Source organism: Microbacterium sp. EG9 (genome assembly GCF_059759475.1).
In genome coordinates this window covers 1,470,322-1,482,425 of sequence record NZ_CM186217.1, presented here as the reverse complement: position 1 = coordinate 1,482,425, position 12,104 = coordinate 1,470,322, and the positions used below count along the sequence as shown (strand labels likewise).

8 protein-coding genes are annotated in these 12,104 nt (G+C 71.9%); 6 read left to right on the top strand and 2 right to left on the bottom strand.

Annotated elements, in window-relative coordinates; all coding sequences use genetic code 11:
* Window positions 1-30: 30 nt before the first annotated feature.
* Entirely contained in the window at window positions 31-2,115 is a 2,085-nt protein-coding gene (gene glgX, locus AC6CQV_RS06945) for a glycogen debranching protein GlgX (RefSeq protein WP_498260605.1), read from the bottom strand.
* A gap of 54 nt (window positions 2,116-2,169) precedes the next feature.
* On the opposite strand from glgX, the gene AC6CQV_RS06940 reads away from it, so the two are divergent.
* The 3 genes from AC6CQV_RS06940 (at window position 2,170) to ligA (ending at window position 6,962) form a co-directional block, all read left to right on the top strand.
* Window positions 2,170-3,378, top strand: coding sequence for a cysteine desulfurase family protein (locus tag AC6CQV_RS06940; RefSeq protein ID WP_498260604.1), 1,209 nt, complete (start codon window positions 2,170-2,172; stop codon window positions 3,376-3,378).
* A 9-nt stretch (window positions 3,379-3,387) separates the two neighbouring features.
* Window positions 3,388-4,479 carry a tRNA 2-thiouridine(34) synthase MnmA gene (mnmA, locus tag AC6CQV_RS06935; protein WP_082734057.1) on the top strand — a complete coding sequence of 364 codons (1,092 nt, stop codon included), beginning with the start codon at window positions 3,388-3,390 and terminating at the stop codon, window positions 4,477-4,479.
* A gap of 155 nt (window positions 4,480-4,634) precedes the next feature.
* Window positions 4,635-6,962 carry an NAD-dependent DNA ligase LigA gene (ligA, locus tag AC6CQV_RS06930; RefSeq protein ID WP_498260603.1) on the top strand — a complete coding sequence of 776 codons (2,328 nt, stop codon included), beginning with the start codon at window positions 4,635-4,637 and terminating at the stop codon, window positions 6,960-6,962.
* 6 nt (window positions 6,963-6,968) lie between these two features.
* Here the strand turns inward: ligA and AC6CQV_RS06925 are convergent, their stop codons facing one another.
* Window positions 6,969-8,687, bottom strand: coding sequence for a long-chain-fatty-acid--CoA ligase (locus AC6CQV_RS06925; protein ID WP_498260602.1), 1,719 nt, complete (start codon window positions 8,685-8,687; stop codon window positions 6,969-6,971).
* A gap of 68 nt (window positions 8,688-8,755) precedes the next feature.
* Here AC6CQV_RS06925 and gatC point away from each other — a divergent pair, with 68 nt between their 5' ends.
* Genes gatC through gatB form a run of 3 tightly spaced genes read left to right on the top strand, consistent with a single transcriptional unit; the run spans window position 8,756 to window position 12,077 of the window.
* Complete coding sequence (gene gatC / locus AC6CQV_RS06920) at window positions 8,756-9,055, top strand: Asp-tRNA(Asn)/Glu-tRNA(Gln) amidotransferase subunit GatC (RefSeq protein WP_060958507.1); 300 nt, start codon at window positions 8,756-8,758, stop codon at window positions 9,053-9,055.
* Entirely contained in the window at window positions 9,052-10,563 is a 1,512-nt protein-coding gene (gene gatA, locus AC6CQV_RS06915) for an Asp-tRNA(Asn)/Glu-tRNA(Gln) amidotransferase subunit GatA (protein ID WP_060958508.1), read from the top strand. Before gatC ends, gatA begins: the two co-directional genes overlap by 4 nt.
* Window positions 10,563-12,077 (top strand): Asp-tRNA(Asn)/Glu-tRNA(Gln) amidotransferase subunit GatB, encoded by a 1,515-nt coding sequence (gene gatB, locus AC6CQV_RS06910; protein ID WP_498260601.1) that lies wholly within the window; start codon window positions 10,563-10,565, stop codon window positions 12,075-12,077. The genes gatA and gatB overlap by 1 nt, the downstream gene beginning before the upstream one ends.
* Window positions 12,078-12,104 lie beyond the last annotated feature (27 nt).

Sequence of the window (12,104 nt, the reverse complement as noted above, 5' to 3'; positions counted from 1 at the left end):
CGGCGGACACCATCTGCCCGCGGGTCCGGCTCATCGTGCGCGGAACAGGTGCAGTGCCGTGCCGGGCAGCGTCACGACGTCGCCGGGCGCGAACACCGGCTCCGTCGTGTCGGGACGGTCGGGCACGCTCGACCACAGCGACACGTACCCCGTGATCCCGTCGATGCGGGGCAGGGTGACGTCGATGGGGCGTTCGGTGCCGTGCACGACGAGCAGGATGCGGTTGGGCGCCTCCTCCTCCGGCGTGGAGGCGGCGTCGTACTGCAGGGTGCGGTGCGCCGGGTCGGTCCACCGCTCGATCGACATGGTCTCGCCGTTCTCGTCGTACCAGTCGATGACCGATGCGCTGGGCACCACGTGCGCGTCGCGCGCGAAGCGGCGCGGACGCAGGGCCGGGTTCTCCCGTCGCAGGTGCACCAGTCGTCGTACATGGGCGAGGAGATCCTCCTGCCACGCGGCGTGCTCCCAGTTCAGCCAGGTCAGGGGCGAGTCGTGGCAGTAGGCGTTGTTGTTGCCGCGCTGGGAGCGCCCGAACTCGTCGCCGGCGGTGATCATGGGTACGCCGGCCGACAGCAGGAGCGTCCCGATCAGGTTGCGCATCGCCTTCCGGCGCGTCGCGAGGATGGCCTCGTCGTCGGTCGGTCCCTCCGCACCGTGGTTGAAGGACCGGTTGGTGTCGGCGCCGTCGCGGTTCTGCTCGCCGTTGCCGAGATTGTGCTTGACGTCGTACGAGACGAGATCGCGGAGGGTGAATCCGTCGTGGGCGGTGACGAAGTTCACGCTCGCCAGCGGCCCGCGCTCCGCGCTGAAGGTGTTGGACGATCCCGCCAGCCGCGTCGCGAACCCCCCCACGCCGACCGGCGAGATCGCGGCCCGGCGCGCGTAGTCGACGTCGCTGAGCCAGAAGTTGCGCACCCGGTCGCGATAGCGGTCGTTCCACTCCGACCAGCCGGCGCCGAAGTTGCCGGTCTGCCAGCCGCCCATGCCCACGTCCCAGGGCTCGGCGATCATCTTCAGGCCCGCCAGGGCGGGGTCTTCCACGATCGCGCGCAGCAGCGGATGCCGAGGATCGAACGTGTTCTGTGCGTCGCGCCCCAGCGTGACCGCGAGGTCGAAGCGGAACCCGTCGATCTGCACTTCTTGCGCCCAGTACCGCAACGAGTCCAGGACGAGGCGGGCGGCGGCATCCGTCGCGGTGTTCACCGCGTTGCCGCAGCCGGTGACGTCGATGTAGGCGCCGTCCTCCTGCTGGCGGTAGTAGCCGCGGTTGTCGATGCCGCGCAGACTCGAGCGCGGTCCGCCGAGCCCCAGTTCGGAGGTGTGGTTGTAGACGACGTCGAGGATCACCTCGATGCCCGCGGCGTGCAGATCGCGCACCATCGTCTTCACCTCGCGGAGCACGGCGTCCGGGCCGGCGGCGATCGCCTCCGCCGTCGCGTACGCGGCGTGGGGGGTGAAGAAGTTGAGCGTGTTGTAGCCCCAGTAGTTCGTCAGCCCCTGGTTGAGCAGGCGCGGCTCGGTCTCGAAGGCGTGGATCGGCAGCAGCTCGACGGCGGTCACGCCGAGCGCGGTCAGGTGGGCGATCATTGCGGGGTGACCGAGACCGGCGTACGTGCCGTGCAGCGCCGGCGGGATGTCCGGATGCCGCTTGGTGAGGCCCTTCACGTGGGCCTCGTAGATCACGGTCCGATCCAGCGGGACCGCGGGTCGCCCGACGCCCTGCCAGTCGAAGTCCCGGTCGACGACGGCCGAACGCCACTGGCCGATGCGGACCGGGACGAGCCCCCGCGCGTACGGATCGATCAGCAGGCTCTCCGGGTTGAACGTCTGGCCGGGGCCGGCGGGCCCGCTCACGCGCAGCGCGTAGCAGGCCCCGACGCGCAGTTCCGGTGTCGTGACCTCCCACACGTCGCCGGCCGTCGGCGCGAGCGGAAGGCTCGCGGTGATCCAGTCGAGGTCCTCGCCATCGAACAGGACGAGCTCGATCGCGGTCGCGTCCTCCGCCCAGACGCGGAGGGTTCCCCCGTCCGGGCCGAGCGTCACCCCCAGGCCGTCGTACGGCGCACCGAGGAAGGCGGCGGGGGGTGCGGTCTCGGACGGCTTCGGGCTGGCCATGCGCTCTAGAGTAGTGACGCGGTGAGACCGCGTCGTCACGAGTGCGGGAGCGTCATGTCGATCTACTTCGACCATGCGGCGTCGGCGCCGCTGCGCGATTCGGCGCGCGACGCGTGGATCTCGGCATCCACTCTCGTCGGCAATGCCTCGTCGGTCCACGGTGCCGGTCAGGCGGCCCGTCGGCTGCTGGAGGGGTCACGCGAGAGGATCGCGGCGGTGCTCGACTGCGACCCGATCGAGGTCGTGCTGACCTCGGGCGGCACCGAATCGGTGAACCTCGCGCTCAAGGGACTCTGGTGGGCGCGGCCGGCCGATACGGGGGCGATCGTCCTGCCTGACGGCGAGCACCACGCGACGCTGGACGCGGTCGGCTGGCTGCGATCGCAGGGGGCCGCGGTGCGCCCCGTCGGCCTCGACGACGTCGGCCGCATCCGGAAGGAGGACTTCCGCGACGCCCTGACGGCGCCCGAGCCCGCCGCCGTCGCCACCGCGCTCGTCGCGAACAACGAGGTCGGCACCGTCCAGGATGCCGTCGCCCTCGCCGGTGCCGCCGCCGCCGCGGGCGTCCCCCTGCACCTCGACGCGGTCGGCGCCCTGGGCCACGTACCGGTGTCGTTCTCGGCGTGGCGGGCCGACGCGTCCGGTGCCGGCGGCCTGGTCGCCCTCAGCATCTCGGGACACAAGGTGGGCGCGCCCGTCGGCACGGGAGCGCTGGTCGTCTCCCGCCACGCCCGGCTCTCGCCGCTCGTGCACGGCGGCGGCCAGCAGCGCGGTCTGCGCTCCGGCACGCCGGACGTCGCCGGAGCATCCGCGCTGGCGGTCGCGCTGGAGGAGGCGGAGTCGGAACGCGTCGAGGAGACCGCCCGGCTGCGCCGGCTCGGCGACCGTCTGGTCGCCGGCATCCGCGCGGCCGTGCCGGAGGCGGAGCTCCTGGGCGACGCCGACCACCGCATCGCGGGGAACGTGCACGTGCACCTGCCGGGCGCGGCGGGGGAGTCGATGCTGTTCCTGCTCGATCAGGCCGGCATCTCGGTCTCGACCGGCTCGGCCTGCCAGGCCGGCGTCGCAGAGCCGTCGCACGTCGTGCTCGCCCTCGGTCGCGACGAGCGGGTCGCGCGTTCCGTGCTGCGGCTCACCCTGGGGCGCACGTCCACGGAGGGGGACGTCGATGCCCTCCTCTCCGCCCTCCCCGGGGCCTATGCTCGGGCGACGGGAGCGGGACGCCTGCGCAGCGCCGGTGCCGCCGTCCCGGGGCGCTCGTAGACTGGAACGATGCGGATCCTTGCGGCGATGAGCGGCGGCGTCGACTCCGCCGTCGCGGCGGCACGCGCGGTCGATGCGGGACACGATGTCGTCGGCGTGCACCTGGCCCTGTCGCGCGCCGGCGGCACCCTGCGCACGGGCAGCCGCGGGTGCTGCACGATCGAGGACGCGATGGATGCCCGCCGCGCGGCCGACCTCCTCGGCATCCCGTTCTACGTCTGGGACTTCTCCGAACGCTTCCGCGACGACGTGATCGACGACTTCGTCGCCGAGTACCGCGCGGGCCGCACCCCGAACCCCTGCATGCGCTGCAACGAGAAGATCAAGTTCGCCGCGCTGCTCGAGCGGGCGCTGGAACTCGGGTTCGACGCCGTCTGCACCGGGCACTACGCCACCCTCGTCGACGGGCCCGGCGGACGCGAGCTGCACCGCGCGAGCGACGAGGCGAAGGACCAGTCCTACGTCCTCGGCGTGCTGACGGCCGAGCAGCTGGCGCACACCTACTTCCCGCTCGGGTCGACGCCGTCGAAGGCGGTCGTGCGGGCGGAGGCGGCGGCACGCGGACTGACGGTCGCGCAGAAGCCCGACAGCCACGACATCTGCTTCATCCCCGACGGCGACACCCGCGGGTGGCTCGCCGAGCGGGTGGGGACCGCTCAGGGCGACATCGTCGATCGCACCGGCGCCGTCGTCGGCAGCCACGAGGGCGCCCACGCCTACACCGTCGGCCAGCGGCGCGGTCTGCAGCTGGGCACGCCCGCCGCGGACGGCAAGCCGCGGTTCGTGCTGGAGGTCCGTCCGGTCAGCAACACCGTCGTCGTCGGCCCGAAGGAGGCGCTGGCGACCGCGGAGATCTCGGGCGAGCGCGTCACCTGGACGGGACGCGCGCCGGCATCCACGACGTTCGCGTGCCACGTGCAGATCCGCGCCCACGCCGAGCCCGTGGCCGCCCGCGCCGTGATCGAGGGCGGGATGCTGGCGGTGACGCCCGAGGTGCCGTTCGACGGCGTCGCGCCCGGCCAGACCGCGGTGCTCTACGACGGCACCCGCGTGATCGGGCAGTTCACGATCGACCGCACCGTCTCCGCCGTCCCCGTCTAGCGCTCTCTCGCGGCATCCCGTCGCGATTCGGTCGCTTCGCGCGCCCGATCGTGCGCCGGGGCGGGTTTCGGGCGCTCGAGGCGTCCGAAAGTCGCCTCGAGCGCCGGCGCCCTCGCGGTCCGGGGGATGTCGGAGGTGCCGCCTACACTGGCGGGGTGACGGACCACGCAGCACCCCTTCCGACGAGTCTCGATGATGCGCATCGCGAGGCGCAGCGCCTCACCGACCTGATCGTCGGAGCGCGGGATGCCTACTACGGCCGCGACGCGGAGATCGTCGACGACGCGACATACGACGGGTGGATGCAGCGACTGGAGGCCGTCGAGCGCGCGTTCCCCGAGGTGCAGGGTCAGGACTCGCCGACGCTGTCGGTCGGGGCGGCGGAGAGCACCATGTTCGCGCCCGTGGAGCATGCCGAGCGGATGCTGAGCCTCGACAACGTCTTCAGCACCGAGGAGCTGCGCGAGTGGTGCGCCAAGACGCAGGCCGCGGCCGGGCGCCCCGTGCGCTGGCTGCTGGAGCTGAAGATCGACGGTCTCGCGATCAATCTGCGGTACGAGCACGGCGTGCTCGTGTCGGCGGCGACCCGCGGCGACGGTCGGGTCGGCGAAGACGTCACCGTCAATGCGCTCCAGGTCGCGGGCATCCCGGCTCGTTTGGCGGGGACGGGCCACCCGCCCCTCGTCGAGGTCCGCGGCGAGGTGTACATCCCCGTCGCGGCGTTCGACGAGCTCAACGCCCTGCAGGCGCGTCTGCGTGAGCGGGTCATCGAGGAGGGCCGCGAGCGCGGCGGCGACGAGGAGAAGCTCACCCGCAGCGCAGCCCGTCGCTTCCCGGCCTTCGCGAACCCCCGCAACGCGGCCAGCGGCGGACTGCGTCAGCAGCTCGACAAGAAGAACGGCATGGAGCGGGAGGCGGGGCATGCGCGACTGAGCTCGCTCCGGCTCTTCGTCCACGGCATCGGCGCCTGGCCCGCCCCGCCGGTCGCATCCCAGAGCGAGGTCTACGCGCTGCTGTCGGCCTGGGGGCTGCCGACCAGCCCGTACTTCCGGACCGCCGACGACATCGACGGCGTCGTGGACTTCGTCGCCCACTACGGCGAGCATCGCCACGACGTGGAGCACGAGATCGACGGCGTCGTCGTCAAGGTCGACGAACTGGCGCTGCACGACGAGCTCGGAGCGACCAGCCGGGCCCCGCGCTGGGCGATCGCGTACAAGTACCCTCCCGAGCAGGTCAACACGAAGCTCCTCGACATCGTGGTGTCGGTGGGCCGCACCGGTCGCGCGACACCGTTCGCCGTCATGGCGCCCGCGCGCGTCGCCGGCTCCGTCGTCCGTCAGGCCACCCTGCACAACCAGGAGGTCGTCGTCGCGAAAGGCGTCCTGATCGGCGACACCGTCGTCCTGCGCAAAGCCGGCGACGTCATCCCGGAGGTGCTCGGCCCCGTCGTCGAGCTCCGCGACGGCAGCGAGCGCGCCTTCGTGATGCCGACGCAGTGCCCCGAGTGCGGAGCGACGCTGGCCCCGGCGAAAGAGGGCGACATCGACCTGCGCTGCCCGAACACCCGCACCTGTCCCGCGCAGGTGCGCGGGCGCGTCGAGCACATCGGCTCGCGCGGCGCGCTGGACATCGAGGCGCTCGGCGAGGTGACCGCGGCCGCGCTCACGCAGCCGTCGGTGCCGGCCGATCCGCCCCTCGCCACCGAGGCCGGCCTGTTCGAGCTGACCCTCGCCCAGCTCGTGCCGATCGAGGTCGTGGTGCGCGACAGTGAGACCGGCGAGCCGAAGCTCGACGACGAGACGGGCGCGCCCGTGACGCGGTCCCCGTTCCGACGCCTGCCGTCCGCGGCGGAGAAGAAGCAGGGCCTCACCGGACCGCAGCCCTCCGCCCAGGCGCTGACGTTGCTGGAAGAGCTGGAGAAGGCCAAGACGAAGGACCTGTGGCGCTTCCTCGTGGCCCTCAGCATCCGCCATGTCGGCCCCGTCGCGGCGCGCGCGCTGGCGCAGTGGTTCGGGTCGCTCGCGGCCATCCGCGCGGCGTCGCGCGATGACCTCGCGGCGGTCGACGGCGTCGGCGGCATCATCGCGGACTCGCTCATCGAATGGTTCGCGGTCGACTGGCACCGCGAGATCGTCGACCGCTGGCAGGCCGCCGGAGCGCGGCTCGAGATCCCCGGGCACCCCGGACCGGGTGCGGCGGCCGCCGCAGGCGGCGTGCTCGACGGTCTCACCGTCGTCGCCACCGGCTCCCTCGAGGGCTACACGCGCGAGGGCGCTCAGGAGGCGATCATCGCGGCGGGCGGCAAGGCCGCGTCATCCGTGTCGAAGAAAACGGACTTCGTCGCGGCGGGCCCCGGCGCCGGCTCCAAGCTCGGCAAGGCCGAGGAGCTCGGCGTGCGGATCATCGACGCCGCGCAGTTCCGCATCCTCGTCGAACAGGGCCCGGCCGCGCTGGACGCCCTCGACCCGGATGCCGGGTGACGACGCTCAGTCCTCCGCGGGCTGGGTGAGGGCCAGCAGCGACTCCCGTACCTGGCGCCGCAGGACCTTGCCGATCAGCGAGGTGGGAAGCTCGTCGACGACGAAGAGGCGACGCGGGACCTTGTAGGGCGTGAGGATGCCGCGCACGAACGTGCGGATCGCCTCCGTGTCGGCATCCGTCGCGGCGGGATCCAGTACGACCGCGGCGACGACCTCCTCGCCGGAGTGCGCGCTGGGCAGCCCCACGACGGCGGCATCGACCACCTGCGGATGCTGGCGCAGGGCGTTCTCGACCTCGGTCGGCGCGACGTTGAAGCCGCCCGTGATGATCAGCTCCTTGATCCGGTCGACGATGCGCACGAAGCCGTCCTCGTCGATCTGGACGATGTCGCCGGTGCGGAACCAGCCGTCCACGAACACGGCCTCCGTCGCCTCCGGCTTGCCGTAGTAGCCCTGGAAGACCTGGGGGCCGCGGACGAGCAGCTCTCCGCGCTCACCCGCGGGGACGTCCCGCGTCGGCTCGTCGGGATCGACCACGCGGCACTCGGTGCCCGGAAGCGGGAGTCCGACGGTGCCCGCCTTGCGGTTGGCCGCGACGGGGTTCGCCATCAGCACCGGCGAGCACTCCGACAGTCCGTAGCCTTCGACGAGGTAGCCGCCGGTCGCCTCCTCGAAGGGCACGACGAGGTCATGGGGAAGCGCCATCGCGCCCGAGATCGCGACCTCGGTGCCCGCCAGGGAGATGCCCTCCGCCCGCGCCGCCGTGAGCAGGCGGTCCGCGATGGGGGGAACCAGCGGGAGGAAGGTCGCCGGGTGCTTCTTGGTGACCGCCAGGACCATCGCCGGCTCGAAGCGGGGGAACAGCACGAGGCGGGCCCCCATCGACATCGCGAAGGTGAGGCAGAGCGTGAGGCCGTAGGCGTGGAACATCGGCAGCACGGCGTAGACGACGCATCCGTTGCCGCGCGTGATCTGCGGCACCCAGGCCTGGGCCTGGCGCGCGTTGGAGAGCAGGTTGCGGTGCGTGAGGACCGCGCCCTTGGGGGTGCCGGTCGTACCGCTCGTGTACTGGATGATCGCGACGTCGTCGGTGGCGGGCTTCGGGAAGGATGCCGGCAGGGGCGCCGAGCGCGTCAGATGCTCCCACGGCGTGGCTCCCGTGGTGCGCACCGTGAGCGCGGCCCGCGACTCCCGCGCCTTGGGCACCGGAAGATGCAGGGCGAGGCGGAGCGTGACGGGCATGGCCGTCGTGATGTCGACGCTGATGAGGGTGGACACCGCGAGGTCGGCGGGGAACTCCTGCACGGTCTTGACGACCTTGCTCCAGACGATCGCCGTCGTGGCCCCGTGGTCTTCGAACTGCTTGCGCAGCTCACGCGGGGTGTACAGCGGGTTGTGCTCCACGGCGATGGCGCCCAGTCGCAGGATCGCGTAGAACGCGATGATGTGCTGCGGGCAGTTCGGCAGCACGATGGCGACGGTGTCACCCTTGCCGACGCCGCGTTCGCGCAGCCCCGCGGCGACGCGGTCGACGGCGTCGACGAGCTCGCGGTAGGAGGTCGTGCGTCCGAAGAACTGCAGCGCGGGTGCGTCGGGGTAGTCGCGCGCCGAGGCCTCGACGATGTCGAGCAGCGTGCCCGAGACCGGCTCGAGATCGTCGGGCACCCCCGCGGCGTAGCTCGCGATCCAGGGGCGGGGCGGGTCGAAGGAGGTCGCACTGCTCACGCCGGTCAGCCTAGCGGCCGTGAGAACCCGGTCGAAGGGGGTGAAGAGGGGCCGACTAGAATCGACGGGTGTCTGAAATCACCCCTGAACTCGTTCGCCATCTCGGCGTTCTGGCCCGGATTCAGCTCGACGAGCATGAGGTGGAGCGCCTGACGGGCCAGCTCTCCGTCATCGTCGACAACATCGCGAAGGTCTCCGAAGTGGCCACCCCCGATGTGCCCGCGACCAGCCACCCGATCCCGCTCGAGAACGTGTTCCGCGCCGACGTGGTCGGAGAGATGCTCACGGTCGACCAGGTCTTGCAGAATGCGCCGGATGCCGCCGACGGGCGCTTCCGGGTGACGGCGATCCTGGGGGAGGAGCAGTGAGCGACCTGACGCGTCTGACCGCCGCGGATCTCGCGTCGCGGCTCGCCGCCGGCGAGGTGTCGAGCGTGGAGGCCACGCGCGCCCACCTCGACCGCATCGCCGCCGTCGACGGCGACGTGCACGCGTTCCTGCACGTGAGCGACCACGCGCTCGACGTCGCCGCCGACATCGACCGTCGCCGGGCGGCGGGGGAGACGCTCGGCGAGCTGGCCGGGGTGCCGTTGGCCATCAAGGACGTGCTCGTCACGACGGACATGCCCTCCACCAGCGGGTCCAAGATCCTCGAGGGCTTCCTGTCGCCGTACGACGCGACCGTGGTCGCCCGTTCGCGTGCCGCCGGGCTGGTTCCGCTCGGCAAGACGAACATGGACGAGTTCGCCATGGGCTCCTCCACCGAGCACTCGGCGTACGGCCCGACCCACAACCCGTGGGACCTCGAGCGCATCCCGGGCGGATCGGGCGGTGGCTCCGCCGCCGCCGTGGCGGCGTTCGAAGCGCCGATCGCGCTCGGCTCCGACACCGGCGGCTCGATCCGCCAGCCCGCGCACGTCACCGGAACGGTCGGGATGAAGCCGACGTACGGCGGCGTCAGCCGGTTCGGTGCGATCGCGCTCGCCTCGTCGCTCGACCAGGTGGGCCCCGTGTCGCGTACGGTGCTCGACTCCGCACTGCTGCACGACGTCATCGGCGGCCACGACCCGCATGACGCGACGTCGCTCACCGACAGCTGGCCGTCCTTCGCCGCCGCAGCGCGCGAGGGCGCGTCCGGCGCGGGGCTCCGGGGCCTCAAGATCGGTGTCATCCGCGAACTGCCCGACAGCGGCTTCCAGGCCGGTGTGTCGGCGTCGTTCCGCAGCGCGCTCGCCCTCCTCGAAGGGCAGGGTGCGGAGATCGTGGAGATCAGCGCGCCCCACTTCGAGTACGGCGTGGCGGCGTATTACCTCATCCTGCCGGCGGAGGCGTCGAGCAACCTCGCGAAGTTCGACTCCGTGCGCTTCGGCCTCCGCGTGGACGTGCCCGGCGGTACCGTCGAGGACGTCATGGCGGCGACCCGTGACGCCGGGTTCGGCGACGAGGTCAAGCGCCGCATCATCCTCGGCACCTACGCCCTCTCGGCGGGTTACTACGACGCCTACTACGGCAGTGCGCAGAAGGTCCGCACGCTGATCCAACGCGACTTCGACGCGGCGTTCGCGCAGGTCGACGTGATCGCGACGCCGTCGGCTCCGACGACCGCGTTCAAGCTCGGCGAGAAGATCGACGACCCGTTGCAGATGTACCTCAACGACGTCACCACGATCCCGGTCAACCTGGCCGGGGTCCCGGGCATCTCCATCCCGTCGGGTCTGGCGGAGGAGGACGGGCTGCCCGTCGGCATCCAGTTCATTGCGCCGGCACGCGAGGACGCCCGACTGTACCGTGTGGGCGCTGCCGCCGAGGCACTGCTCGTCGATTCGTGGGGCGGCCCGCTGCTGGACCGCGCGCCGCTGCTGGGAGGGAACCGCTGATGGCCAAGGCCGCACTCATGGACTTCGACGAGGCCCTGACGCTGTACGAGCCGGTGCTCGGCTTCGAGGTGCACGTCGAGCTCAACACCGAGACCAAGATGTTCTCGCCGGCGGGAAACCCCGCTCACGCGTCGAACCACGACGCCGCCCCGAACACGCTCGTCGCCCCCGTCGACATGGGCCTACCCGGATCGCTCCCGGTCGTCAATGAGACGGCCGTGCGGTTCTCGATCAGCCTGGGTCTCGCGCTCGGCTGCCAGATCGCGCCGTCGAGCCGCTTCGCGCGCAAGAACTACTTCTACCCCGACCTGGGCAAGAACTATCAGATCTCGCAGTACGACGAGCCGATCGCCTTCGAGGGGCAGGTCGAGGTCGAGCTCACCGACGGCACCGTCTTCGAGGTGCCCATCGAGCGCGCCCACATCGAGGAGGATGCCGGCAAGCTCACGCACGTCGGTGGCTCCACGGGGCGCATCCAGGGAGCCGAGTACTCGCTCGTGGACTACAACCGTGCCGGCGTGCCGCTCGTGGAGATCGTCACCAAGCCGATCTTCGGCGCCGAGCACCGCGCACCGGAGCTCGCCGCCGCCTATGTGCGGGCGATCCGCGACATCGTGCTGTCGCTCGGCATCTCCGAAGCGCGCATGGAACGCGGCAACCTGCGCTGCGACGCGAACGTCTCCCTGCGCCCGCGCGGCCAGGAGAAGCTCGGCACCCGCACGGAGACGAAGAACGTCAACTCCATGCGCTCCGTCGAGCGCGCGGTCCGCTACGAGATCCAGCGCCAGGCCGCGATCCTGGCCGCGGGTGGCAGCATCACGCAGGAGACGCGTCACTGGCACGAGGACACCGGCACCACCTCCCCGGGGCGGCCGAAGTCGGATGCCGACGACTACCGCTACTTCCCGGAGCCCGACCTGCTGCCGGTGGCGCCGTCCACGGAGCTCATCGAGTCGCTGCGCGCCGACCTCCCGGAGCCGCCCGCCGCACGCCGCCGCCGGCTGAAGGCGGACTGGGGCTTCGCCGACATCGACTTCCAGGGGATCGTGAATGCGGGGCTCCTCACCGAGGTCGACGCGACCGTCGCCGCCGGTGCGTCTCCCGCCGCGGCGCGGAAGTGGTGGATGAGCGAGATCTCGCGCCTCGCGAACGCGTCGGGCGTCGAGCCGTCCTCGCTCGTCGAGCCGTCCTCGGTCGCCGCGCTGCAGCAGCTCGTGGACGCCGGGACCCTCACCGACAAGCTCGCCCGCCAGGTGCTCGAGGGCGTCATCGCCGGGGAGGGGACCCCGCAGGAGGTCGTCGACGCCCGCGGCCTCGCCGTCGTCTCCGACGACGGCGCGCTGATCGCCGCGATCGATGAGGCGCTCACGGCGCAGCCCGATGTGCTCGAGAAGATCCGCGACGGCAAGGTCCAGGCCGCCGGCGCCGTCATCGGCGCCGTCATGAAGGCGATGAAGGGTCAGGCGGACGCCGCCCGCGTCCGCGAGCTCGTACTCGAGCGCGCCGCGAAGTAGCCCGGCCGTCCTCGTGTCGGTGACGCC

Excerpts from the sequence above, each read along its gene's own strand:
- glgX (WP_498260605.1), bottom strand. The coding sequence starts at position 2,115 with ATGGCCAGCCCGAAGCCGTCCGAGACCGCACCCCCCGCCGCCTTCCTC.
- AC6CQV_RS06940 (WP_498260604.1), top strand. The coding sequence starts at position 2,170 with ATGTCGATCTACTTCGACCATGCGGCGTCGGCGCCGCTGCGCGATTCG.
- mnmA (WP_082734057.1), top strand. The coding sequence starts at position 3,388 with ATGCGGATCCTTGCGGCGATGAGCGGCGGCGTCGACTCCGCCGTCGCG.
- gatB (WP_498260601.1), top strand. The coding sequence starts at position 10,563 with ATGGCCAAGGCCGCACTCATGGACTTCGACGAGGCCCTGACGCTGTAC.